This window comes from Candidatus Pelagibacter communis, from assembly GCF_001180105.1.
Classification (GTDB): Bacteria; Pseudomonadota; Alphaproteobacteria; order Pelagibacterales; family Pelagibacteraceae; genus Pelagibacter; species Pelagibacter ubique_K.
The window spans coordinates 93126-115605 of record NZ_CVSO01000002.1 but is presented as its reverse complement, the minus strand read 5'-3'; the positions used below and the strand labels follow the sequence as shown (position 1 = coordinate 115605).

22 protein-coding genes are annotated in these 22480 nt (G+C 28.2%); 9 read left to right on the top strand and 13 right to left on the bottom strand.

The features are described from left to right. The first annotated feature begins 48 nt into the window (after positions 1-48). Positions 49-705: an alpha/beta hydrolase gene (locus tag AMN84_RS00605; protein ID WP_075482441.1), complete on the top strand. Its 657-nt coding sequence runs from the start codon at positions 49-51 to the stop codon at positions 703-705. Here AMN84_RS00605 and AMN84_RS00600 read toward each other — a convergent pair. Then, positions 702-1829, bottom strand: coding sequence for an anhydro-N-acetylmuramic acid kinase (locus AMN84_RS00600; RefSeq protein ID WP_075482440.1), 1128 nt, complete (start codon positions 1827-1829; stop codon positions 702-704). The two genes, AMN84_RS00605 and AMN84_RS00600, sit on opposite strands and share 4 nt — an antisense overlap. A 61-nt stretch (positions 1830-1890) precedes the next feature. On the opposite strand from AMN84_RS00600, the gene tyrS reads away from it, so the two are divergent. Next, positions 1891-3123 carry a tyrosine--tRNA ligase gene (gene tyrS / locus AMN84_RS00595; protein ID WP_075482439.1) on the top strand — a complete coding sequence of 411 codons (1233 nt, stop codon included), beginning with the start codon at positions 1891-1893 and terminating at the stop codon, positions 3121-3123. Here the strand turns inward: tyrS and AMN84_RS00590 are convergent. From AMN84_RS00590 to AMN84_RS00580, 3 genes are read right to left on the bottom strand one after another with little or no spacing between them, the layout of a single operon-like run. After that, complete coding sequence (locus AMN84_RS00590; protein ID WP_075482438.1) at positions 3113-5317, bottom strand: hypothetical protein; 2205 nt, start codon at positions 5315-5317, stop codon at positions 3113-3115. The two genes, tyrS and AMN84_RS00590, sit on opposite strands and share 11 nt — an antisense overlap. Continuing rightward, positions 5310-6362 carry a peptide chain release factor 2 gene (gene prfB, locus AMN84_RS00585; protein WP_075482437.1) on the bottom strand — a complete coding sequence of 351 codons (1053 nt, stop codon included), beginning with the start codon at positions 6360-6362 and terminating at the stop codon, positions 5310-5312. The genes AMN84_RS00590 and prfB overlap by 8 nt, the downstream gene beginning before the upstream one ends. A gap of 45 nt (positions 6363-6407) precedes the next feature. After that, positions 6408-8753 carry a penicillin-binding protein 1A gene (locus AMN84_RS00580; protein ID WP_075482435.1) on the bottom strand — a complete coding sequence of 782 codons (2346 nt, stop codon included), beginning with the start codon at positions 8751-8753 and terminating at the stop codon, positions 6408-6410. 81 nt (positions 8754-8834) lie between these two features. Between AMN84_RS00580 and AMN84_RS00575 the strand changes: the two genes are divergently transcribed. Beyond that, a complete protein-coding gene (locus AMN84_RS00575) occupies positions 8835-10598 on the top strand; it encodes an Rne/Rng family ribonuclease (protein WP_075482433.1) in 1764 nt (587 codons plus the stop codon). Here the strand turns inward: AMN84_RS00575 and AMN84_RS00570 are convergent. Beyond that, positions 10591-11361: a thiazole synthase gene (locus AMN84_RS00570; RefSeq protein WP_075482431.1), complete on the bottom strand. Its 771-nt coding sequence runs from the start codon at positions 11359-11361 to the stop codon at positions 10591-10593. The genes AMN84_RS00575 and AMN84_RS00570 overlap by 8 nt on opposite strands. Then, positions 11361-11579, bottom strand: a complete 219-nt coding sequence (gene thiS, locus AMN84_RS00565; protein WP_075482429.1) for a sulfur carrier protein ThiS — start codon at positions 11577-11579, stop codon at positions 11361-11363. Before thiS ends, AMN84_RS00570 begins: the two co-directional genes overlap by 1 nt. Positions 11580-11591: 12 nt before the next feature. Here thiS and aroQ point away from each other — a divergent pair, with 12 nt between their 5' ends. From aroQ to accC, 3 genes are read left to right on the top strand one after another with little or no spacing between them, the layout of a single operon-like run. Then, positions 11592-12041 carry a type II 3-dehydroquinate dehydratase gene (gene aroQ / locus AMN84_RS00560; RefSeq protein WP_075482427.1) on the top strand — a complete coding sequence of 150 codons (450 nt, stop codon included), beginning with the start codon at positions 11592-11594 and terminating at the stop codon, positions 12039-12041. Beyond that, a complete protein-coding gene (locus AMN84_RS00555) occupies positions 12028-12444 on the top strand; it encodes an acetyl-CoA carboxylase biotin carboxyl carrier protein (RefSeq protein ID WP_075482425.1) in 417 nt (138 codons plus the stop codon). Before aroQ ends, AMN84_RS00555 begins: the two co-directional genes overlap by 14 nt. Before the next feature lie 3 nt (positions 12445-12447). Further along, positions 12448-13785, top strand: coding sequence for an acetyl-CoA carboxylase biotin carboxylase subunit (accC, locus tag AMN84_RS00550; protein WP_075482423.1), 1338 nt, complete (start codon positions 12448-12450; stop codon positions 13783-13785). Here accC and AMN84_RS00545 read toward each other — a convergent pair. Both AMN84_RS00545 and AMN84_RS00540 read right to left on the bottom strand, forming a co-directional pair. Beyond that, a complete protein-coding gene (locus AMN84_RS00545) occupies positions 13782-14183 on the bottom strand; it encodes a DUF2155 domain-containing protein (protein ID WP_075482421.1) in 402 nt (133 codons plus the stop codon). The genes accC and AMN84_RS00545 overlap by 4 nt on opposite strands. Further along, on the bottom strand, positions 14149-14505 hold the full coding sequence (locus AMN84_RS00540) for an NADH-ubiquinone oxidoreductase subunit NDUFA12 family protein (RefSeq protein ID WP_075482419.1): 357 nt from the start codon (positions 14503-14505) through the stop codon (positions 14149-14151). The genes AMN84_RS00545 and AMN84_RS00540 overlap by 35 nt, the downstream gene beginning before the upstream one ends. A gap of 110 nt (positions 14506-14615) precedes the next feature. Here AMN84_RS00540 and AMN84_RS00535 point away from each other — a divergent pair, with 110 nt between their 5' ends. Then, a complete protein-coding gene (locus AMN84_RS00535) occupies positions 14616-15446 on the top strand; it encodes a TSCPD domain-containing protein (protein WP_075482417.1) in 831 nt (276 codons plus the stop codon). Here AMN84_RS00535 and aspS read toward each other — a convergent pair whose 3' ends face one another. Genes aspS through AMN84_RS00520 form a run of 3 tightly spaced genes read right to left on the bottom strand, consistent with a single transcriptional unit; the run spans position 15447 to position 18972 of the window. After that, complete coding sequence (aspS, locus tag AMN84_RS00530; protein ID WP_075482415.1) at positions 15447-17234, bottom strand: aspartate--tRNA ligase; 1788 nt, start codon at positions 17232-17234, stop codon at positions 15447-15449. Next, a complete protein-coding gene (locus tag AMN84_RS00525; protein ID WP_075482413.1) occupies positions 17231-17911 on the bottom strand; it encodes a P-loop NTPase family protein in 681 nt (226 codons plus the stop codon). The genes aspS and AMN84_RS00525 overlap by 4 nt, the downstream gene beginning before the upstream one ends. After that, on the bottom strand, positions 17896-18972 hold the full coding sequence (locus tag AMN84_RS00520) for a hypothetical protein (RefSeq protein ID WP_075482411.1): 1077 nt from the start codon (positions 18970-18972) through the stop codon (positions 17896-17898). The genes AMN84_RS00525 and AMN84_RS00520 overlap by 16 nt, the downstream gene beginning before the upstream one ends. Before the next feature lie 8 nt (positions 18973-18980). Between AMN84_RS00520 and purM the strand changes: the two genes are divergently transcribed. Next, positions 18981-20006: a phosphoribosylformylglycinamidine cyclo-ligase gene (purM, locus tag AMN84_RS00515; protein ID WP_075482409.1), complete on the top strand. Its 1026-nt coding sequence runs from the start codon at positions 18981-18983 to the stop codon at positions 20004-20006. A gap of 1 nt (position 20007) precedes the next feature. Further along, positions 20008-20577, top strand: a complete 570-nt coding sequence (purN, locus tag AMN84_RS00510) for a phosphoribosylglycinamide formyltransferase (protein WP_075482407.1) — start codon at positions 20008-20010, stop codon at positions 20575-20577. On the opposite strand, the gene ndk is transcribed toward purN, so the two are convergent. Both ndk and AMN84_RS00500 read right to left on the bottom strand, forming a co-directional pair. Further along, entirely contained in the window at positions 20567-20977 is a 411-nt protein-coding gene (gene ndk, locus AMN84_RS00505) for a nucleoside-diphosphate kinase (protein ID WP_075482405.1), read from the bottom strand. The two genes, purN and ndk, sit on opposite strands and share 11 nt — an antisense overlap. Continuing rightward, positions 20970-22430 (bottom strand): leucyl aminopeptidase, encoded by a 1461-nt coding sequence (locus tag AMN84_RS00500; protein ID WP_075482403.1) that lies wholly within the window; start codon positions 22428-22430, stop codon positions 20970-20972. Before AMN84_RS00500 ends, ndk begins: the two co-directional genes overlap by 8 nt. Positions 22431-22480 lie beyond the last annotated feature (50 nt).

The window sequence follows — 22480 nt, the reverse complement described above, 5'->3', positions numbered from 1 at the left end:
AATATGATAAATAAAGTTTTTTAGTGAGAATAATAATCATTAACAAACATGGAAAATAAAATTTTAGAAATATTTATTCCAGGACCTGCGGGAAGGTTGGAGGCAAAATATTATAAGAGTCAAAAAATTACATCACCTATAGCTTTAGTTCTTCAACCGCATCCACAGTATGGCGGCACAATGAATAACAAAGTGGTTGTAGATACTTTTCATGCTTTTATGGATAATGGTTTTTCTGTTTGTAGAGTAAATTTTAGAGGAGTTGGAAAAAGTGATGGAGAGTTTGATAACGGTCAAGGTGAATTAGCAGATGCAGCAGCAGCACTTGATTGGTTAGAAAGAGAAAACTTTGATAATTCTCAATGTTGGGTTGCTGGTTTCTCCTTTGGATCTTTAATCTGTATGCAATTATTGATGAGACGCCCTGAGATAAATAGATTTATATCCATATCACCACAACCTAATGTTTATGATTTCTCCTTTTTATCTCCATGCCCAACTTCTGGTCTAATGATTTACGGAAAAAAAGATGAACTTGTTCCTATAGCAAATATTAATGAACTTAATCAAAGATTATCTTCTCAGAAAGGTATTAAGGTGGATTTTGAGGCAATCCCTGAAGCAAACCATTTTTTTACCAAATCAGAAGATAATTTAAAAAAAGCCTTGAATAAATATATACAAAAAGAATCTGCTTTATACTAATAATTTTTTACGATCTCTCCTCCAATTAATGGTTTTTTACATCCTGTAGTATTGGGAAATGATATTGGCAACTTCAGGTATCTTCTGATTGCTAAATATGCAAAAGCTTGGGACTCTACATAATCTCCATCCACTCCATAATCATCTATAAGTTGGATTACTAAGTTTTTTAATGTTCTAGACTTTATTTTTTGAATTAAGGTTTTATTTTTTCTTCCACCTCCAGATACCAAAACTTTTAATAATTTATTTCTTGTATCACTTAATAATGAAGCTAAGCCCGCTCCAATTATTCTACCTGACAAGTCTGTTAAGGTTGCGGCACCATCTTCAAAACTTACACCTCTTAAAAAATTTATGTCAAAATCTTTGGTGTCAAAAGAAAGCCTATTCTGATCAGGTCGATTATCAAAATTATCTAAGGCTTGATTTAACATCAAATCATTTGTTTTACCCATTGCTGCATATGCGCCATCTTTATCAAAGTTTCCTTTTTTACTTTTTCTAACCCATGCATCAATTAAGCAATTTCCTGGACCCAAATCTCTACTTGTAAAATCATTTTTTTCATAATCTCCGATTACTGTTACATTAGAAATTCCACCAATATTCAATATACAGACAGGTAATTCAATTTTATTTTGTTTTACTAATGCTTTGTGAAAAATAGGAGCTAATGGTGCTCCTTCTCCATTATTTTGAATGTCGTTTTGTCTAAAATTATAAACGACAGTTGTTTGTGTTAGTTGAGATAGAAGTTTACCATCTCCAATTTGTTTAGAAATTTTTTTTGATGGATTGTGGAATATTGTTTGACCGTGAAAACCAACAAAATCAATTTTACTTTTCGTATTTTCAATTATGTCAATTACTACTTTTGAGTGAAAAATAGTTAATTCCCTCTCTAAGGCTTTAATCTCTCTAGAATAAGTTTCAAGATCTACAACAGTATTAATTTTATCTTTGAGTGAGTGTAATTTTTGACTAAAATTATTTTCATATTCAAAATACTTGTTAATTTCTACATTATAATTAGTTTCTCCATCAGTATTTATTAAAGACGCATCTACACCGTCTCCTGATGTGCCGCTCATTAACCCAAGGCTGTAGTAATTTTTTAGCATAATATTTATTTTTTAATTAAGTTAATATAGGTATATTGAAACTGACTTATTTTATAAAAAAATGAAAAATTCATTCCTTAAAGAGTTTAATGAAAGAGAATATTTTAATCAATGTACTAATTTAGACTCCCTTAATGAGTTAATGGATAAGAAAAAAATAAGGGCTTATATTGGCTTCGACTGTACTGCTCAAAGCTTACACGTTGGAAGCTTGCTTCAAATTATGTGTTTACGATTATTGCAAAAACATGGTCATCAGCCAATTATATTACTTGGGGGAGGCACTACAAGAATAGGTGATCCTTCAGGAAAAGAAGAAACAAGAAAGATTCTTACAGAAAAAGAAATCGAAAAAAATATAAAAAATATTAAAAAGGTTTTTTCAATATTTTTGGACAATAAAAATTCTAAAACCCGTCCTATTTATGTAAACAACTATAAGTGGCTTGGAAAACTAAATTACATAAAATTTTTAAGAGAAATTGGAAAGCATTTCACAATTAATAAAATGTTAAGTTTTGATAGTGTTAAATTAAGATTGGAGAGAGAGCAATCTCTAAGCTATATGGAATTTAATTATATGATACTGCAAGCATACGATTTTTTAGAACTTAACAAAACTAAAAATTGCTTAATGCAAATTGGTGGTTCTGATCAATGGGGTAATATCGTGAATGGTGTAGAGTTGGTAAAAAGATATTCAAGTAAGCAAGTTTATGGTTTAACAACGCCATTAATAACTTTAGCCTCTGGAGCAAAAATGGGGAAAACTGAAAAGGGAGCTGTTTGGTTAGATAAAAAACTTTTGTCATCTTATGATTACTGGCAATTTTGGAGAAATACAGATGATAGAGATGTTGTTAAATTTTTGAAGATGTTTACAGATAAGGATGTTTCTAAAATTGAGAGTATAAAAGATAAAAACATCAATGATTTAAAAACTCTCTTGGCCAATGAGGCTACTACTCTTTTGCATGGTAAAGCAGCTGCAATAAAAGCTTCAGAGACAGCAAAAAAAACATTCGCGGGTGGCTCAGGAGATGAGTTGCCAGTAATAAAAATTAAAAAAGATCAAATTAATAATGGTATAAATATAATTGATCTCTCAATTAAAACTAATTTGTTTAGTTCAAAAAGTGAGATTAGAAGAACAATAAAAAATTCTGGTTTAAAAATAAATAACTCTACAGTTACTGATGAAAATTTATCAATTAATGTATCTGACTTTGAAGATGACGTTTTAAAACTTTCTCATGGTAAGAAAAATCACGTTTTAATAAAAATTATTGGCTAGATTTTTTTATTTTCTCTAACGTTCTCGTAATAAATCTTGGAGTTAAAGTTTTAATAGGATTTACCGTTGTTTTCAAATCATCTGGATAGCCTTTAATCTTAAAACTGACTCCAAAAACACCCTCCCCTGCTTTTTTGCCAACAAGTATATCTCCAATTAATGGAATTGAACCTATAACTTTATTTACGGTAGTTGCAGGAACTAAAGTTCCTCTTAAACTGACTAAATCATCTTTTTGAATGTACCCATCCATCAATATTGATATTGATGGTCCTAAAGAATAGATTTCCTCAATTGTCATGAGACCAGCTTTATTGTTAAAGATCATCTCAAATTCATTGAACCTTATTCCTTCTCCAGTCAAAAGATCAGCAATTCCTTGTAAAGAAGCAAGAGTAAGTAATTTTGTTAATGCTGGCACTTCTTTTAATTTAAAATCAAAAATTCTTAAATTTGAATTAGAGACTTTATTTTTTTCAATAGAGTCAAATTTTAAATATCCACCCTCAAAACCTTTTATAAAATCATATTTTTTTACCAAAGGTTTTGCATTACCTGCAAACAAGTCTGTTATCTTTTCATTGTTTGAATTTGTTTTTATTGAAAGTTTTAAATCTTCTTTAGTTGCAAATTGTGAGGATAGAATTAAATCTTTAATTTGATTATTATTAACGATCATATCTGCTTTGAAATTAGTTAAATAATCCTCATTTGTAATATAAATTGTGTCAAAGTTTATTGAAATTTTAGAGTTTAATTTTTCAAAGACATCAAAAAAGTTTCCGTCACTCTTTGAAAATAATATTCTATCAAGGATTTTTGTTCCATCAAATATTTTGCTATTAATTGAATAATTACTTTTTTTTCTTTTAATATTCAATTGACTAATTTGATCATTGTTGTTTACAAGATCAATTTCAATTTGATCAATCCTTTTAAATTTTTTTTTTGAATTTAGATTGATATTTTTAATTTTAATTAAATTTTTAGATTCAGCGAAGTTTATTTTATTTAAAAAGACTGAACTATCCTTATTTACAACTCCTTCTAAAATAAGATTGCTTTTAACATCTTTTTTTTTTGTATAGTTCAAAAGTTCAAGGTTTAATGCATTACTTTTAACCTCAAAATCTGTTTTAAAAGAAATTTTATCTTTTTTCTTCTCAATTAAATAACTAAGGCTATCTACATCTTCATTAATATTTAATTTACTATCTCCTGATATTTTATAATTTCCATTTTGATAATCTAAATTTACAACATTATTTTCAAATTTTACTCCATCTTTGTAACCTGGAAAAAATTCCTTTAGGCTAGAGTTTGGGTATTCCAAGCTTTCTATATTAAATTTTGAATTTGCTTTCATATTTGAAAATTTAAACTTTTTACTTAACTCAAAAGAAAACTTATTGTTTGAAGAAAATACAATTTTATCATTTTTAATACTTTCAAGATCTAGTTGGAATATTTTTGATATCATTTTAAGACTAAGATCATCTTTTGATGTGGAAATATTACCGTTAAATAAAAAGGCGTTGTTTTTTTCTTTTATTCGAATTTCGTCTGATTTAAATTTTATATCCTGATAAAAGGATGAGGCATTGTAAATGACGTAATCATTATTTTTTAAGATGAAACCAAATTTAATATTCTCAATAATATCTTTACTTAGTAATCTTAAATTAACATTTTCAAGATCACCGTCTATTACATAATCTTTTAAGATGCTGCCGTCCTCAGAAAAATTTATCTTAGCTTCTATAGAAATATCTCCAGATTTCACCATCTTTTTCAAAATTAATAATTGAGGAGTATTTTGAAAGCCTCTGCCAAACTCAATTAAATCTTTTACCTTATTTTTTTTGGTAATAAATTTTAGATTTTCTATTTTTGCTTCTTGAGTAAAAATAGATAACAAAGGTAAAGCAGTGCTTATACTTTGTAACTCTATTTTGTTTTTTTTATAGAATATGATTGGATTTTTTGTTTTAGCCTCTAATTTTAAACTTCCTATATCTAGAAAAATTTTAATCTTATTTAATTTAATATCGAAATCACCATCTCTCTCTGAGATTTTCTCATTGATAATTCCATTAAGCTTATCAGTATTTATTCCGTATATGCTTAGATAAATACAAAACGAAATTATTAAGAAAATTATAATAACTAATATTTGAGAAAGTTTTTTAAGCATCTAATTTAAATAGTGAGTTTTCTAAAAAGCTATCTATATCTCCGTCTAATATCTTTTGTGGATCACTTGATTCATGACTAGTCCTATTGTCTTTTACTAATCGATATGGGTGCAAAACATATGATCTTATTTGATGACCCCACCCTATATCTTTTTTAGAGTCCTGTTTGTTTTCATTTTCTTTTTCTCTTCTTTCCAGTTCAAAATTATATAATCTTGCTTTAAGCATTTGCAAACAAGTTTCTTTATTTTTATGTTGAGATCTTTCATTTTGACATTGAACAACTATTTTTGTTGGTAAATGAGTAATTCTTACTGCGCTATCTGTCGTATTTACATGTTGTCCGCCGGCCCCACTTGACCTATAAGTATCAATTCTTAAATCCTTTTCTACGATTTCAATATCTATATTTTCATCTACTACTGGATAAACCCAAACACTTGCAAAACTGGTATGTCTTCTTGCTCCAGAGTCAAAAGGAGATATTCTCACTAACCTGTGAATACCAGACTCTGTTTTAAGCCATCCAAAAACATAATCACCAGAAACTTTTATAGTTGATGACTTTAAACCTGCTTCATCGCCCTTATGCTCACTTATAATTTGACTTTTAAATTCTTTTGATTGCGCCCACTTCATATACATTCTTCTTAACATCTCTGCCCAATCTTGACTCTCGGTCCCGCCAGCTCCAGCGTGGATTTCTAAGAAACAATCATTACTGTCAGTCTCTTTTGAAAGGAAGCATTTTATTTCATTTTTCTTAACTTTAATTTTTAGATTTCTAATATTTTCCACAGTTTCCTGGATCAAACTTTTGTTATTTTCTTCTATGGCAAGATTATAGAATTCCTCAAGATCTTTCAGGTAATTTACTGAGTCTTTAAAAGAGTCGATTAAAGTTTCACGAAATTTTTTTTCTTTTAGAATTTTTTGAGCTTCAGATTTATTTTTCCAAAAGTTTTCAGAAGATATAAGTTTATTAGAGTTTTCTAATTTTTTTTCAAATTCATGTTTTTCAAAGATACTCCTTGATTCTTTGATTGACCTTTTTTACTTCGTTTACATTTTGAAAAAATTCATCATTCATTAATAAAACCTTAGTATATTATTGTTATTAAATCTATTATTTAATTTTTCAGATATATCAAACTTATTCGTGTCTTTTTTACTTTTAAAAGACTCTATTAAAGTTTTTTTTGATGAGAAACTCACTTTTTTGCCAGTCTTAGAATCAACAACCATCATGGTAATGTCCTCGGGTACTTTAAAAGGTCTGGTGTTTTCTTTTCTAACAGCAGATTTAATAAATCTTTTAAAAATAGGCATTGCCGTTTTTGAGCCTGTTTCAAATTTTCCTAAAGTTTTAGGTTCATCGAAACCAACATAAACACCAATTACTAAATTTGAGGTGAAACCAATAAACCATGTGTCTGTATTATTGTTTGTAGTTCCAGTTTTTCCTGCGATGTCCATATTAAGATCTTTTAGTTTCTTTGCAGTTCCTGTTTGTGTTGCACCCTCTAGAATTGATGTTATCTGATAAGCTGTTTGTGGAGAAAAAATCTGCTCAGACTCATCTTTTATAATTGGAATTTCATTTCCTAACAAAGAAATATTTTCACAATTTTCACATTTTCTATCCTCTGTTTTAAATATAGTGTTCCCTTCGCTATCTTGAATTCTGTCTACCATCTTTGGCTTTACAAGTTTTCCACCATTTACAAAAGAACAATACGCACTAGTTAATTTTAGGAGAGTGGTTTCTGCAGACCCTAATGAAATAGAGAGTAATTCATTTGGATTTTCATAAATTCCCAATTGTTTTGAAAATTTTGTAATTTTTTTTAATCCCAAATCTTGAGCTATTCTGACAGTCATCAAATTTCTTGATTTTTCAAGACCCATTCTTAAAGTTGAAGGTCCATAAAATTTTTTTCCATAATTTTCAGGTTTCCACATTTTTAAGTCAGAACCTTGTTCTAGAACTAATGGTGCGTCTAAAACTAATGTTGATGGAGAATATCCATTTTCAAGGGCCATTGCATAAACAAATGGTTTAAAGGCTGAACCCGGTTGTCTTAATGCTTGAGTTGCTCTATTGAATTCACTTTGATTAAAACTGAAGCCGCCGCTTAATGCTAAAACTCTTCCATTAAATGGATCCATTACAACTATAGCTCCATTGGCTTTAGGTAACTGTTTTAATAGATACTCATTACCATTCTGCTTTTTTTTTGTATAAACTAAGTCTCCAGGTTTAAAGGTTGAAGTAAGATCTTTTTTTATCCATTTTAAGTCAGAATGGTTTATAAAACCTAATTTATTTTCAGTTGTTTTAATTTTTAAATTAAGATTATCCACATCAACTATCATAGCAATTGTCCAATTTAAGGTACTTTCAAGTTTTTTTGTTTTAATTTTTTTCATCCAATTAGGATTATAAATGTCAACATTTTCTATGGGGCCTCTCCAGCCTTTTCTTCTGTCATAACTTTCTATTCCTTCCCTTAGAGAATTTGTAGCCAACTTTTGAAGTTCTAAGTTCAAAGGTGTTTTTATGTTTAGACCCTCTTTATAAACTTTATCATATCCTAGTTTTTTAATTGTATTTTTTCTAATTTCTTCAACATAATATCTTGAGTCTTCCAAAAAAACTTTTTTTCTTTTTTTTAAAACTATTTTTTTTATTTTTAATTTCTCGTATTCTTCAAAACTTATATATTTATTTTCATAAAGGTTCTTTAAAACTAAGTTTCTTCTGAATTCAGATAATTTTTTATTTTTATAAGGATTATATCTGCTTGGTGCTTTTGGGAGAGCAGCTAGTAACGCTGCTTCATCGTAATTCAATTCATCTACCGCTTTGTCAAAATATTCTAAACTTGCTGATGCAATTCCATAAGATCCTTGACCTAGGTAAATTTGATTTAAATATAGCTCAAGAATTCTCTCTTTATTTAAACTTCTCTCAATTCTAAATGCCAAAATTGCCTCTTTTAATTTTCTATTTAAACTTACTTCGTTTGACAACAAAAAATTCTTAGCGACTTGTTGCGTAATTGTGGATGCGCCCTCTAATCTTCTTGAATTAATAATGTTTGAAACATTTTTAATCACTGCTCTTAACACACCTTTGGCATCTACTCCGGGATGATCAAAAAAATTTTTATCTTCTGCTGATAAAAAGGAGTTTATCACTATAGGTGGTATTGAATTATAAGGAATAAAAATCCTCTTTTCTGAGGAAAAGTCTTGGATAAGTTCTCCATTTCCTGAATAAACCTTGCTTGATACAGGTGCTTTATAATTTTTAAGAAACTTATAATCAGGGAGATCATTTGAAAATCCCCATAATATTGCAATAAGCACAATTAAAAATAGTAAAATTGAAGTAGAGAATATTAATAAAGTTTTTTTGATTAGTTTATTCATTTTTGTTCCATTTAATTCATGAATTTGTTAAAGTTAAGGCATCAGAATTTAAAATAATATGAGAAATTTAACAATAAAAACATGGAAAAAAATTTATATATTGATGCTTCGCATCCAGATGAAACTAGAGTCGTTCTTAAAGAAAATGGAAACATCGAAGACTATGAATATGAAGGTATAAAAAATACTCTCATTAAAAACAATATTTATTTAGGAAAAGTAAGTAGAATAGAACCGTCTCTTCAAGCCGCTTTCATTGATTTTGGAAGAGAAAGACATGGATTTTTATCTTTTAATGATATTCAATCAGATTATTACCAAATACCCTCAAGTGATTTAGAAAAAATAAAAGAAGAGGAAAAACAAGTTAGAGAGGAATTGGCTAAGCAAAGTGAAAAAGAAGAAGTTGACAATGAAAAAAGTGATCACGATGCTGTTGAAAAAAAACCAGAAACAGAAAACCAAAATGATGGGAATGTTAAACAGAGTAGAGCTCCTTCCAAAAGATATAAAATTCAAGAAGTTATAAAACCAAATCAAGTTATATTAGTTCAAGTGTTGAAAGACGAAAGAGGTTTAAAGGGTGCAGCGCTTTCAACTTTTATATCTATCGCAGGTAAATATATAGTTTTAATGCCAAACACGCCAAAGGGCGGCGGCATTTCTAGAAAAATTTTTAATTCAAGTGAAAGAAAAAAAATAAGATCAATTCTAAACGAAATAATCATTCCAAAAGAAATGGGATTGATCGTTAGAACCGCAGGATCAAACAAAAGTAAAAATGAAATTAATTATGATCTTCAAAGTTTAATAAAGTCATGGGAAACAATTAAAGAAAATGCTATGAATTCCATTGCTCCAAAACTAATACACCAAGAAAGCGACATTATTAAGAGAACTCTAAGAGATATATACGATGACGAAACTCAAAATATAATTGTAGATGGTAATGAAGGATATCAAAAAGCAAAAAATTTTATGAAAATTTTAATGCCTAGTCATGTTAAAAAAATTAAAAAATATAGGGATAAAATCCCATTATTCATCAAGGAAAATATTGAGAATAAGTTAAATGACATTTATGACACTCAAGTAAAATTATCTTCTGGAGGATATTTGGTCATCAATCCTACAGAGGCTTTAGTTTCAATAGACATTAACTCAGGAAGATCAATTAGACAAAAAAATGTAGAAAGTACAGCCCTTGACACCAACCTTGAGGCAGCAGAGGAAATTGCAAGACAAATAAAAATAAGAGATCTTTCTGGACTCATTATAATTGACTTTATAGATATGATGAGCTTTGGCAATCGAAGACAAGTTGAACGACGATTAAAGGAAAGGTGCAGAAAAGATAGAGCAAGAATTCAAATCGGAAGAATTAGTAGCTTTGGACTTCTTGAAATGTCACGTCAAAGATTAAGAGAAAGTAGTGTACAATGGAATATATCTTTAACTAATGAGTCATTCGCTCAAAAAGTTATTAAAACTGTTGAAATTAACGCTATTAAAAATAAATCAAAATTAGTTCAAATCATAGTGCCTGAAAAAATTAAAAATTTTCTCAATGAGAATTTTAAAGAGGATATACTTTATATTGAGAAGAAAAATAAAATTAAGATTAATTTTTTGGGAGACTTGTCACTTTTAGTTCCAGAGTATAAAATTGAATTTTTAAATAAAAGCAAAAAGGTTCTAGAAAAACTTGAAAATATAGTTGAACTCAAAAAAATTACATTTGAAAAAAAAATTGAAAAAGACCTTAAAGGTAAGCCAAAATTTAAATCAAAAAATTTTAAAAAGAAAAAATTTTATAGAAAAAATAAAAGTAAAAGACCTAGATAATACCTTTATTAGTTGTTGAAGGAGATCCATGTAATGTTTTTGAAATTCTTCCAGAAATAAACGACTTTCTTCCTGCAATAACTGCAAACTTCATAGCTTCTGCCATTTCAAATGGTTTTTTTGCTTTTGCAATTGCAGTATTTATTAAAACTCCATCACAGCCTAATTCCATGGCAATAACGGCATCTGAAGCTTGGCCGATGCCTGCATCAATTATCACAGGTAATTTAGTTTGATTTCTTATTATTCTAATATTTGTATAGTTCTGAATTCCTAAACCAGATCCAATAGGAGCTGCTAACGGCATAATAGCAACTGCGCCTGAGTCTTCTAAACGTTTGGCCATTAATGGATCATCACTACAGTACACCATAACCTTAAATCCCTCTTTTGACAAAATTTCTGTTGATCTTAATGTTTCAATCATGTCTGGAAATAAATTTTTTTTATCACCTAAAACTTCAAGTTTAACCAATTTCCATCCACCTATTTCTCTTGCTAGTCGTAAAGTTCTAAGTGCATCTTCTGAAGTAAAACATCCAGCTGTGTTTGGAAGGTAAGTTATTTTTTTTGGATCGATATAATCCATCAATAAAGGTTTTTTTTTATTAACTATATTTACTCTCCTTACTGCTACTGTAACTATTTCTGCACCAGAATATTTTATTGCTTTTGCACATTCTGAAAAATTTTTATATTTTCCAGTTCCTACAATTAACCTGGAATTAAATTTTTTATTTGCAATTTTAAAAAAATCCCTCACTACCCTCCTCCAATAAAATGTACTATTTCAATTTTATCTTTATTTTTTAAATATAAATTTTTTATTGTTCTTTTGTTAATTATTTCCTTATTCAATTCAATGGCGACTTTTTCTGTTGATAATTTTAAAGACCTCATTAATTCATAAACTGATATTACCTTTTGCAAAGATCTTGGTTTTCCATTCAAAATAATTTTGATTTTTTTGTTTTTTTTCATTATGTATAACTTATGAGTTTAAATATACTTTTTCTAAACGGTCCAAATCTTAATCTATTAGGTCAAAGAGAACAATCACAATATGGTTCCATAACTTATGAAGAACTAAAAAAAAAGTGTGAGGAAAAGTGTAGAGATCTTAATATAAAAATTGATTTTATCCAATCAAATGTAGAAGGTGAGATTGTTTCTATAATACAATCAGCAAATGAAAAATTCGATGGGATTATAATAAATGCCGCAGCATTCACTCATACTTCTGTAGCTATTAGAGATGCATTGGAAATATACAAAAAAAAGAAAATAGAAGTTCACATATCAAATATTTATAAAAGAGAGGAATTTAGACAAAAATCACTGATAAGTGATGTTGTAAATGGCGGAATTTTTGGTCTTGGAAGCGAAGGATATATTTTAGCCATAATAGCAATGCATAAACTCTTGAAAAATGAAAATAAATAAAAAATTAATTAAAGAGCTAGTCGATAACTTAGAGGAATTTAAACTTACTGAGCTTGAATATTCTGAAAAAGATACAAAAATAAAAGTGTCTAGACAAAGTAAAGTAAGTCAAAATATATCGCCAGAAATAACAATAGAAAAAAACAACAAAAAAATAGAGACTATTACTGGAACTGAGATAAAATCTCCGATTATTGGAACCGCTTATCTGGCGCCTGAACCTGGGGCAAAAAAATTTGTTGAAACTGGAAAAAAAATTAAAAAGGGCGATACTGTCATGATAGTTGAAGCTATGAAAACAATGAATCATGTCCCTTCTCCTAAAGATGGTGTTGTTAAGAGCGTGAATGTTGAAGATGGTCAACCTGTTGAATATGGACAGACTCTTGTTGTAATCGATTAAAAAATGTTCAAAAAAATTTTAATAGCTAATAGAGGTGAGATAGCTGTAAGGATTATCAGAGCATGTAAAGAGTGGGGAATTCAAACAGTTGCAATACATTCAGACGTTGATAAAGAAAGTATGCATGTCAAACTAGCTGATGAAAGTGTTTGTGTTGGTTCACATCAACCTGCAAATAGTTATTTAAATATTCCAGCAATATTATCTGCAATAGAAATAACTAACTCTGAAGCAGTTCATCCAGGTTATGGATTTTTATCGGAAAATTTTAATTTTGCTAGTATGCTTGAAGAAAATAACATTAAATTTATTGGACCTTCTTCGAAACTTATCAAAATGATGGGTGATAAAATTGAGGCAAAAAAGATTGCAAAAAAATATGGTTTACCTGTTATCGAAGGTTCTGAAGGTGGTATCTCAGATTTAGAAAGTGGTAAGAAGTTAGCCAAAGAAATTGGTTTTCCTATCCTTATAAAAGCTGCTGGTGGAGGTGGTGGTAAAGGAATGAAGATTGTGAGATCAGAAAAAGAATTTGATAATTTATTTTTAACTGCTAAATCAGAGGCCAAGAAGTTTTTCGCAAATGATGAAGTGTATATTGAAAAATTTTTTCAAAATCCACGTCATATTGAAGTTCAGGTGCTTTCGGGAAAAAATCATACAGTCCACTTGCATGAAAGAGACTGTTCTGTTCAAAGACGACATCAAAAATTAATTGAAGAAACTCCAAGTCCTGTTTTAAATGATGAAATTCGCAAAGATCTCTTCGATAGGACAGTTAATATGGTATCTAAAATTGGTTATGAAGGAGCTGGAACAGTAGAGTTTATTTACGAAGATGGAAAATTTTATTTTTTAGAAATGAACACAAGGGTTCAAGTTGAACATCCTGTTACTGAGATGGTCACTGGCATAGATATTATTAAAGAACAAATATGGATTGCATATACAGGAAACACTGCCTTAAAACAGTCCGACATTAGCCCAAGAGGTCATGCTATTGAGTGTAGAATAAACGCAGAAGACCCAAGTAGAAATTTTCAGCCATCACCAGGATTAATTGGAATGTGCCATCAACCATCTGGGTTTAGAACGAGAGTAGATAGTTCAATTTATCAAGGTTTTAAGGTAACACCTTATTATGATAGCATGGTCTGTAAACTAATTTGCCATGGTAGGAACAGAACAGAGGCAATACAGCGAACATTAAGATCTTTAGATGAATTTGTTATAGAAGGAATTACAACAACAATAAAGTTACACAAAAAACTTTTAAATCACGAAAAATTTATCGAATCAAAATTTAATGTAACTTGGTTGGACAACGAAAAAATTGTTTAATAACACCTCAAAATCCACAAATCATAGACTGGATGATCAAAAACTTGAATTGATGGACTAGATGAAAAAGTCCATCCATTAAAAACAAAAACCTCATCATTGTTAGAAATTTTGCTATCCTTTACTTGAAGATATGTAGTTATTTCTGGATTATCATCAAATTTAGAGTTTTTACATTTCAAAACTTTAATTTCTAAATTCTTGTATAAAAAATTTTCACCAATATTTAATTTTAATAATTTGTTTTTAGAACTAAGCTTATCTAAAATTCTAATATCAATTTTTTTTCCAAAGTAATCAAGGTCGTCAGCTTGAATAGTGCGCATCATAAAAAAAAACAATAGAATAGTGATTTTTGCTATTTTACTCTTTCCAAGATTTATATTTTTTATTTTCATTGTTACTTTTTTTAGGATGATAAGCTTTATCTGTTCCGGTAAGATTAGGTTTATGAGACTTTTGCCAAGAAAATTTTTTTTGATCCTGAACTTTTTCTATTTTATTTTTTGTAAAATGAATCCAAGAAAACCAATCATTTGGTATTTTTGTTGAGTCCACTTCCCCATTATAAATAACCCATCTTCTTCCATTTTTACTCTCATAATATTTGTTGCCATTTTCATCTTTACCAACAAATTTTCCTTTGAAAAAAGTGTGAAGCCTAGTGCCTAGAGTTTGATGATTCCACCATGTGAAAATCTGTTTAAATAGAGTCAACATAAAAAATTAGTTTTTTTTCAATTTTAAATTGTAAAAAATAAATTAGACTAAAAATTAATTTTGTATATACAATAGAATCTCTAAGACTCAAAATAAATAAGGAAACTATTATGGCAAAATACCTCGTTGAAACCTTTTATACCTGCACTTTTAAAGTCAGTCATTATCTAGATAAAATAGACGAAAAAGAATTAGAAAATCTTGAAAAAAAAGAAGATGGAAAATTTGAAATATTAGATATGAAAATTGATAATCGAAAAACCAAGAATTTGGATAAGAATCTTAAAACTGTAGATAATCTCAGTGATAAAGAAAAGCAAATTAAGAAAGTAAATAAAATTGATGATAATAAAAATATGAATAATAATTTTGTTAAAAATCTGAATGAATCAGTTAATAAAAGATTTGGTATGCCCGACAGAAGAAAAGGTTATATTCAAAAAGCTACCATAGGAGATCATAAGGTTTACTTGCATACTGGTGAGTATGAAGATGGGAAGATTGGTGAAATTTTTATAGATACAAGTAAAGAAGGTGAGCTGGTTAAAGCTTTAATGAATAATTTTGCCATAGCTATATCTTTGGGATTGCAATACGGAGTTCCATTAGATGAATTTGTTAGCGCTTATGTAGATACAAAATTTGAACCATCGGGAAAAGTTTATGGAAATGATAGAATTCTTTCTGCCTCATCTATTTTAGATTATATTTTTAGGGAACTTGCTATTTCATATTTAAATAGAGAAGATCTTGCTCACACACCTTCAATTGGAAGATCAGACAAAATGGAAGAAAAAAATGCAGGTGTAATGAGTGATGAGAATAATGAATTAATTAAAATAGTTAAAGATATTACCAGCAAAGGTTTCGTAAGAAATGATTATAAAAGAAAACTTATTGACTTATCTGATATTAGGATAAATCTTAAGGGTAAAAAGTAATTACTTTTTTTTTGTAATCGAAAGCTGAAGTTCTTTTAATTGTTCTGTGCTGACTTCTGAAGGCGCCATCATCATTAAATCTTGAGCATTTTGATTCATTGGAAACATTGTTACTTCTCTTATATTCACCTCGTTTGCAAGCAACATCACTATTCTGTCAATTCCTGGAGCTATTCCACCGTGAGGAGGTGCGCCATAACTTAATGCATTTATCATTCCACTAAACTTGCTATCTACATCTTTTTTTTTGTACCCAGCTATTTCAAAAAGTTTATACATCAATTCTGGAATATGATTTCTAATAGCGCCAGAAGATAATTCTATTCCATTGCAAACAATATCATATTGATATGCTTTCATTTCTAACGGTTTAGAGAAATCAATATTTTTAATGTCTCCTTGGGGCATTGAAAAGGGATTATGACTAAATTTAATTTTTTTGGTCTTTTCATCTATTTCATACATAGGATAATCAATGATCCAACAAAAAGAAAATATATCGTTAGCTATTAGACTCAAATCCTCAGCGATCTTATTTCTTGCTAAAGAAAGAATTTTTTCAACATCTTTTTTTTGTCCACATGACATAAAAATACTGTCACCGATTTTAGAATTAGTTAATTTCAAAATTTTTTCACACGCTTCTGTGGAAAAAAACTTTCCAACAGGACCTTTGCCTACAATTTTATTATTTTCTTCAATAAAGGTGAAATATGCTAAGCCGCCTGAACCTTCTTTCTTGGCCCAATTATCAATATTATCAAAAAAACTTCTTGGTTTATCTTTCGTGTTTTTTGTAATGATTGCTTTAACAACTTTACCTTTTGAAACTTCTCTTTTAAAAATATCAAATTTAACATCTTCTCTGCTAAAAATTTCTGTAATATTCGAGATAATCAGCGGATTCCTAAGATCGGGTTTATCTGTTCCATATTTTTCAATTGCTTCTGAATATCTTATTCTAGGAAACTTTTCACTCGCTAGTCTTTTATCCGAAAATTTCTTAAACAATTTTAAAAACAGATTTTCAATTACTGAAAAAACATCTTCTTGTTCAACAAATGACATCTCTATGTCTAATTGATAAAATTCACCAGGACTTCTATCTGCTCTTGCATCTTCGTCTCTAAAGCAAGGAGCAATTTGAAAATATTTATCAAATCCTGAAATCATTATTAGTTGTTTAAATTGTTGTGGTGCTTGTGGTAAAGCGTAAAATTTTCCAGGATTTAATCTACTTGGAACAAGAAAGTCTCTTGCTCCTTCAGGACTTGATGAAGTTAATATTGGAGTTTGAAACTCTAAAAAATCCATCTTCTCCATTTCTTTTCTAATAAAGGAAATTACTTTTGATCTTAAGATAATATTATTATGAATTTTTTTTCTTCTTAAATCAAGAAATCTATTCTTAAGTCTTATTTCTTCAGAGTATTCCTGATCACTAAAGACAGGTAGAGGCAACTCTTTTGTTTTTCCGATAATTTCGAATTTTTCAATGTTAACTTCAATCTCCCCTGTCAAAAGATCTTTATTTATTGTCTCTTTGGTCCTTTCTATAACTTTTCCATTTATTTTTATAACTGTTTCAAGCTGAAGCTTTTCCAATTCTTTAAAAAATTTATTTTCTTTATCAATTACACATTGTGTTATCCCATAATGATCTCTAAGATCAACGAAAAGAAGATTTCCATGATCCCTTTTTTTATTTATCCAGCCAGATAATATTACATCTTTTTTAGTAAATTTTTTTGTGAGCTCACCGCAATTATGTGTTCTAAATTTATTCAATTTGATACTCCTAAAATTTCTTTAATTATTTTTAAATTAATAGGTTTTTTTTTTTTTAAACTAATTTCGTCAATTGTACATATAAATTCCGATATTTTATCGTAAGATCTAGCTATTCTTTTACTAATAAAATTTATTAGTTTTTTATCTAAAATTATTTGGCTATCCGAAAAATTTTTAACAATAAGTGCATATATTAGTTCATCGTCTGGTTTGCCGATTTTAGCTGTAAGAACATTTTTAAACCTTGAATTTAAATCTTTAAGTCTTGTCTTCATCTCATTTACAGCTTTCGCAGATGTTATTAATAAATATTTGTTCTCTTTTTCAACCATATCAATTAAAGAATAAATTGTTTCCTCTTTGTAGCTTTCATTAAAATCTTCAATTACAATGTTTTGATATCCTTTAATTTTATCGAATATTTTCTCATTCAACTCATTAAATTTAAATTTGATACCTTTTTTATTTTCTAAAAAAATTTCTGTTAAATGAGACTTACCTGATTTCCGCTCACCATAAATATTTAATATTTTTTTTTCCCAATTAGGCCAGCTTTTAATTAAATTAAATGCAAAATAATTACATTCACTTACAAAAAAATCATTTTTATCAAAATTTGATAATTGCTCAAACTTAAATATTTCTTGCCTTAGGTCTCTTATCTTACTTTCCATATTTCTTGATTTGTATCAATGTCGATATCTTTCTCTTTCATTAAGGTTAAAAATTGATTTGGATTACCGTTAAAAATTATTTTATAAATTGTATTATTGTTATTAAAACTTGTTACATAAAAGTTTGAAACTAAATCAAGCTGTGCTAAATAATTTTCAATTAATTGAATTTGTTTAACTTTTTTTGAATTAACAGAAATATTAATTGGAAGTTTGATTGAGGTATTAATTTGGTTATTCTGTTTCCAAATATCTTCAAAAAAAGTCTTAGTTTTTTCAATAATATTTAATAGTTGTGAAGCATCCGAAATATCGACTTTTTTATAACTTTGATTTGAAATCTTTACTTTGCCATCATAAAACATTTTTGAAAGCAGTCTTAAATTATTCTTGTTCTTAAAATATATTGCGACTATATAATCCTCTGTATCATATTTTTTTACAATTTGATCAAATTTAAAATTTTCAATTGTATCTTTGTTTTCGTTAATAAACTTAAGATCAAGAATGTCTTCTTCATGCAAAACATAATTTATTTGGGAAAAATTTTTTGTATCATCATTCCATTTTGTATAGAAGGGATTTCTATCAAATAATAGAGCATTGTCTTCGTCATTATCTATAAGAATAAGTAAGGTCAGAAATTCTTTTTTTTTATACATTGATGGAAATATATTTTTCTTTTCAAAAAAATTTAAAATTTTAGGCTTGTCAAAATTTACCTCGAAATTTGCTTGATAGTTTTTATTTAGGAACTGTTCATTTGTAATAGTGAAAGAATCGATGAGATATTTAATATCTTTTAATCGCGTATTTTTAATTTTATTTTTATCATCAGAAGTTATTAAACTATTTAAAAGAATATCAAAGGCTTCATCAAATGCTTTGTTGATAACTTTTTCCTTATTAAAATTAGAATTAAAAGGTTCTTCAATTTCAATGTCTTTAATTTTGAAAATTTTGCCAAAAGTATTAGTGTGAATAAAACAAATAAAAAATATTACAAATATAGTAAAAACTATATAAGATGAGGGTTTCAAAAAATTTTTTTTTAAAAACATTTTAAATTATGAAAAAATATAAATTTACATATCAAAAAAGCGGAGTAAACATAAATGCATCTAATCAATTCATTAAATATATATCTAAATTAACCAAAAAAGGAAATTCTAAAAAAAAATTTAAAAATATAGGTAGTTTTGGTTCAATAAACGAAATTCCAAAAAAATTTAATAATCCTTTATTGGTAAGTAGCACTGATGGTGTTGGAACCAAACTTGAAATAGCAAATATTTTAAATAAGTTTAATACAATTGGAATAGATTTGGTTGCAATGTGTGTAAATGATATTCTGGTACTTGGAGCAAAACCACTTTTTTTCTTAGACTATATTTCAATTGATAAAATAAATTTAACAAAATTAAAAAATATCATTAAAGGTATACATGAAGGTTGCAAAATGAGTGACTGTCAATTAGTGGGCGGAGAAACAGCTGAAATGCCAGGAACCTACTCTAAAAATAAATTTGATTTGGCTGGATTTTCTGTAGGACTTGTAAACAAAAATAATGTGTTAAAGAAGGAAAATATAAAAGAAAATAATTTGATTTTAGCAATACCTTCTAGTGGACTTCATTCAAATGGATTCTCCTTACTTAGAGAAGTTTTAAAAAAAAAGAAAATCAATATTAAAAAAAATAAATTTTTGCGGAATGAAATATTAAAACCCACTAAAATTTATGTAAAAGAAATTATGAGTTTGCTTGATAGAAAACTAATTAATGGATGTGCAAATATAACAGGTGGAGGCATTGGTGACAATATTGAAAGAGTAATACCAAAAAATCTTTGTGCAAGAATAGATTTAGACAAAATAAAAACTTATAAAATTTTTAGTTGGATCAACAAAAGTGGTGTTTCTGAAAAAGAAATGCTCAAAACTTTTAATTGTGGTGTAGGTTTTTGTTTAATCATTAAAAAAAATAATTTTCATAAAATTTTAAAGTTTTTTCCAAGTCAATACCGCCCCTACATAATTGGAGAAATCATTAAAAACAAAAGTAAAGTAAAATATACTAACAATATACGCTGGTAATGTGATTAAAAAAAAGGCTAATATTGCAGTGTTTATCTCTGGGAGGGGAACAAATCTTAAAGCTCTAATTTTAAGGTCAAAGAAGAAAAAATGTAATTATAAAGTTGCATATGTAATAAGCAATAAAAAGAATGCTGATGGACTTAAAATTGCAAAAAAAAATAAGATTTTAACTAAAATTCTTTCTCGATCATTTTTAAAAACTGAACAAAAAAAATTAGCAAAAATTCTCATTAATAAAAATATAAAATTTATTTGTTTAGCAGGATTTATGAAAATTTTAAGTCCGTATTTTATTAATTTTTTTAAGAATAAAATAATTAATATTCATCCATCTTTATTACCAAAGTACAAAGGTCTCAACACACACATAAGAGCTTTAAAAGCTAAAGAAAAATTTTCAGGATGCACGATACATTATGTTAGTAAAAAGTTGGACTCTGGTAAGATCATTGCAAAAAAAAAGGTAAAAATTTTAAAAAAAGATTCTTTAAAAAAATTGGAAAAAAGGGTGCTTAAAGAAGAGAATAAACTTTATCCTCTAGTTATAGAAAAACTAGTTAGGTCTTAAAAAAAAAATTAATTTCTTTATTGGCGTTTTCAATACTGTCTGAACCATGAACTGAATTTTTATCAATGGATAATCCATATTTTTTTCGTATTGTTCCTTCGTCTGCTTTATTAGGATCAGTTGCTCCCATAACTTTTCGATTTTCAGAAACTGCATCAACCTTTTCAAGTATCATTGCAACAATAGGCCCAGACGAAAGATATTCACAAAGATCATTATAAAAAGGTTTTGTTTCATGTACTTTATAAAAAATTTCAGCATCTTTTTTTTCTAATTTTACTTTTTTTTGTTTGGTAATTTTAAAACCAGATTTAATAAAAAATTGTTTTATCTCTTCTTCTAAATTTCTTTCAACTGCATCAGGTTTAATCAATGAAAGAGTTTGTTCAACTTTACTCATAGTTATCCTCAATAAATTTATTTAACAATCTTACACCATAACCTGTTGCTCCGCTTGAATTAAGGGCTCCGGCATATTTTGAAAAAGCCATCCCTGCTATATCTAAGTGAGCCCAAGGTGTTTTGTTTAAAATAAATCTTTGCAAAAACTGGGCTGCAGTAGTCGATCCTGCTCCACCAACATAGTTAATATTCTGCATGTCTGCATTTTTGGAATTCATAAGTTTATCATAATTAGGGTGTAATGGTAGTCTCCATGCTTTTTCCTCAACTTTTTCACCAGCTGCATGAATTTGCCTAGATAAATTATCATTATTAGAAAATAATCCAGCATATTCAGATCCTAAAGCAACCACTATTGCACCTGTAAGTGTCGCTAAGTCAATAATTAAATTAGGTTTAAATTTTTTTTCTGTAAAAGTTATTGCGTCTGCTAAAACTAATCTTCCCTCTGCATCAGTATTTAATACTTCAATTGTTTTTCCGCTATATGATTTGACAATATCCCCAGGCCTTTGTGCGTTACCACCTGGCATATTTTCTACTAATCCAACAACACCAACCGCATTAACTTTTGATTTTCTAAGAGCTAAATTTTTCATAAGACCCACTACCACAGCTGAGCCGGCCATGTCGTAAGTCATATCTTCCATAAACCTAGCGGGTTTTAAAGATATTCCTCCAGTGTCAAAACAAACTCCTTTACCAACAAAAGCTAATGGTTTTGAATTTGATTTTTTTCCTCTCCATTCAAGAGTTACTAGATAAGAGCCTCTAATGCTCCCTTGACCGACACCAACTAATGCGTTGCAACCCATTTTTTTTAATTGCTTTTCATTATAAACAGAAACTTTAAGACCAATTTTTTTTAACTGTGTTAGTCTTTTGGCGTATTCATCTGGGTGCAATATATTTCCAGGTTCAGACACTAAATCTTTTGTGTAGTTTACTCCTAATTCTATCGCTTTAAATTTATCGTAAATTTTTTTATTAAATTTTTTTGACGAGGTAATATTTACTTTAAGAGTATTTGAATTCTTTTTCGATTTATATCTGTCAAAAGAATATGCCTTTAATCTCATTCCATGTAAAAACTCATAAATAACATCTGGCTTAAAATTTACAGAAATTGTGTCGGATACAATATGAACAACCTCTGTCCCCTCGCTATTTAAAAAATCAGTTAGCTTAGCTCCACTTTTCTCTATTTCATTTGGTTTCTGACCTTTTTTTAAATAAATCAAAATTATTTTTTGATTTGGGTTCAGATCAAAAGACAATAAATCTTTTTTTTTATTTTTATTTTTTAAAAGCACAGATAAATTTTTATAGTCTGAAGAACTTATGTACTTTTTTAAATGAATTATTTCTGACTTTTCATTAATAAAAAAGGCGATACATCCAGTAAGTTTTGAGATATTTGTAAGTTTTGAGAAGCTATCTTTTATAATCATAATTTTTTATTCATTTTTCTACCAAAACGTGTATATGTTTATTTTATAGA

Bases quoted from the DNA above. Each gene is read 5' to 3' on its own strand.
- AMN84_RS00520 (WP_075482411.1), bottom strand. From the start codon at position 18,972: ATGTTTTTAAAAAAAAATTTTTTGAAACCCTCATCTTATATAGTTTTT.
- aroQ (WP_075482427.1), top strand. From the start codon at position 11,592: ATGAGTTTAAATATACTTTTTCTAAACGGTCCAAATCTTAATCTATTA.
- AMN84_RS00545 (WP_075482421.1), bottom strand. From the start codon at position 14,183: ATGAAAATAAAAAATATAAATCTTGGAAAGAGTAAAATAGCAAAAATC.
- AMN84_RS00575 (WP_075482433.1), top strand. From the start codon at position 8,835: ATGGAAAAAAATTTATATATTGATGCTTCGCATCCAGATGAAACTAGA.
- AMN84_RS00500 (WP_075482403.1), bottom strand. From the start codon at position 22,430: ATGATTATAAAAGATAGCTTCTCAAAACTTACAAATATCTCAAAACTT.
- AMN84_RS00540 (WP_075482419.1), bottom strand. From the start codon at position 14,505: ATGTTGACTCTATTTAAACAGATTTTCACATGGTGGAATCATCAAACT.
- AMN84_RS00605 (WP_075482441.1), top strand. From the start codon at position 49: ATGGAAAATAAAATTTTAGAAATATTTATTCCAGGACCTGCGGGAAGG.
- purM (WP_075482409.1), top strand. From the start codon at position 18,981: ATGAAAAAATATAAATTTACATATCAAAAAAGCGGAGTAAACATAAAT.
- tyrS (WP_075482439.1), top strand. From the start codon at position 1,891: ATGAAAAATTCATTCCTTAAAGAGTTTAATGAAAGAGAATATTTTAAT.
- accC (WP_075482423.1), top strand. From the start codon at position 12,448: ATGTTCAAAAAAATTTTAATAGCTAATAGAGGTGAGATAGCTGTAAGG.
- ndk (WP_075482405.1), bottom strand. From the start codon at position 20,977: ATGAGTAAAGTTGAACAAACTCTTTCATTGATTAAACCTGATGCAGTT.
- AMN84_RS00525 (WP_075482413.1), bottom strand. From the start codon at position 17,911: ATGGAAAGTAAGATAAGAGACCTAAGGCAAGAAATATTTAAGTTTGAG.
- AMN84_RS00580 (WP_075482435.1), bottom strand. From the start codon at position 8,753: ATGAATAAACTAATCAAAAAAACTTTATTAATATTCTCTACTTCAATT.
- thiS (WP_075482429.1), bottom strand. From the start codon at position 11,579: ATGAAAAAAAACAAAAAAATCAAAATTATTTTGAATGGAAAACCAAGA.
- AMN84_RS00600 (WP_075482440.1), bottom strand. From the start codon at position 1,829: ATGCTAAAAAATTACTACAGCCTTGGGTTAATGAGCGGCACATCAGGA.
- AMN84_RS00590 (WP_075482438.1), bottom strand. From the start codon at position 5,317: ATGCTTAAAAAACTTTCTCAAATATTAGTTATTATAATTTTCTTAATA.
- AMN84_RS00555 (WP_075482425.1), top strand. From the start codon at position 12,028: ATGAAAATAAATAAAAAATTAATTAAAGAGCTAGTCGATAACTTAGAG.
- AMN84_RS00535 (WP_075482417.1), top strand. From the start codon at position 14,616: ATGGCAAAATACCTCGTTGAAACCTTTTATACCTGCACTTTTAAAGTC.